This window comes from Tessaracoccus rhinocerotis (genome assembly GCF_007197885.1).
Taxonomy (GTDB): domain Bacteria; phylum Actinomycetota; class Actinomycetes; order Propionibacteriales; family Propionibacteriaceae; genus Arachnia; species Arachnia rhinocerotis.
Genome location: NZ_VKKG01000010.1, coordinates 2,838 through 4,584, shown reverse-complemented (window position 1 = coordinate 4,584; position 1,747 = coordinate 2,838). Strand labels below are relative to the sequence as shown.

2 rRNA genes (1 of these 2 running past the window's edge) are annotated in these 1,747 nt (G+C 55.9%); both read left to right on the top strand.

Going from position 1 to position 1,747, the window contains the following annotated elements:
- Positions 1-118 precede the first annotated feature (118 nt).
- Positions 119-1,636 (top strand): 16S ribosomal RNA (locus FOJ82_RS17085).
- Positions 1,637-1,709: 73 nt separating this feature from the next.
- A 23S ribosomal RNA gene (locus tag FOJ82_RS17080) occupies positions 1,710-1,747 on the top strand; it runs 2,558 nt beyond the window's last position.
- Together the 16S and 23S rRNA genes form the textbook arrangement of a ribosomal RNA operon.

Here is a 1,747-nt window from a genome sequence, read left to right as displayed (position 1 = left end):
GGTTTGTCTTTGAGATTCCTTTGATTAATTGATAGATCCAGCAATGGAACTCTGTCGGGTAGTCAAGCTTGTTGTTTTGAATTGACAGTTTATGGGTTATTGCCCTTGCTGAAAGTTTTCAACGGAGAGTTTGATCCTGGCTCAGGACGAACGCTGGCGGCGTGCTTAACACATGCAAGTCGAACGGTAAGGCCCCTTCGGGGGTACACGAGTGGCGAACGGGTGAGTAACACGTGAGTAACCTGCCCTTGACTCTGGGATAACATCTGGAAACAGGTGCTAATACCGGATATGAACCCTGGACTCATGTTTGGGGTTGGAAAGCTCCGGCGGTCATGGATGGACTCGCGGCCTATCAGCTTGTTGGTGAGGTAATGGCTCACCAAGGCTTCGACGGGTAGCCGGCCTGAGAGGGCGACCGGCCACATTGGGACTGAGATACGGCCCAAACTCCTACGGGAGGCAGCAGTGGGGAATATTGCACAATGGGCGAAAGCCTGATGCAGCAACGCCGCGTGCGGGATGACGGCCTTCGGGTTGTAAACCGCTTTCACCCATGACGAAGCTAACGTGACGGTAGTGGGAGAAGAAGCACCGGCTAACTACGTGCCAGCAGCCGCGGTGATACGTAGGGTGCGAGCGTTGTCCGGATTTATTGGGCGTAAAGAGCTTGTAGGCGGTTTGTCACGTCGGGAGTGAAAACTCAGTGCTCAACACTGAGCCTGCTTCCGATACGGGCAGACTTGAGGAAGGTAGGGGAGATCGGAATTCCTGGTGGAGCGGTGGAATGCGCAGATATCAGGAGGAACACCGGTGGCGAAGGCGGATCTCTGGACCTTTCCTGACGCTGAGAAGCGAAAGCGTGGGGAGCAAACAGGCTTAGATACCCTGGTAGTCCACGCCGTAAACGGTGGGTACTAGGTGTGGGGGACATTCCACGTTCTCCGTGCCGCAGCTAACGCATTAAGTACCCCGCCTGGGGAGTACGGCCGCAAGGCTAAAACTCAAAGGAATTGACGGGGCCCCGCACAAGCGGCGGAGCATGCGGATTAATTCGATGCAACGCGAAGAACCTTACCTGGGTTTGACATATGCCGGAAACATCTAGAGATAGGTGCCCCTTTTTGGTCGGTATACAGGTGGTGCATGGCTGTCGTCAGCTCGTGTCGTGAGATGTTGGGTTAAGTCCCGCAACGAGCGCAACCCTCGTCCAATGTTGCCAGCGGGTAATGCCGGGGACTCATTGGAGACCGCCGGGGTCAACTCGGAGGAAGGTGGGGATGACGTCAAGTCATCATGCCCCTTATGTCCAGGGCTTCACGCATGCTACAATGGCCGGTACAAAGAGCTGCGAGCCTGTGAGGGTGAGCGAATCTCAGAAAGCCGGTCTCAGTTCGGATTGGGGTCTGCAACTCGACCCCATGAAGTCGGAGTCGCTAGTAATCGCAGATCAGCAACGCTGCGGTGAATACGTTCCCGGGGCTTGTACACACCGCCCGTCAAGTCATGAAAGTCGGTAACACCCGAAGCCGGTGGCCCAACCTTAGGGGGGGAGCCGTCGAAGGTGGGACCGGTAATTAGGACTAAGTCGTAACAAGGTAGCCGTACCGGAAGGTGCGGCTGGATCACCTCCTTTCTAAGGAGCCTTTACTGCCTGGCCTTCGGGTTGGGTGGTCATTTGCTGGTTTCCGACACGAGTGTTGTCGGGCCGGCAGGCACCGGATAGTGGAACATTGACCTGAGGTCG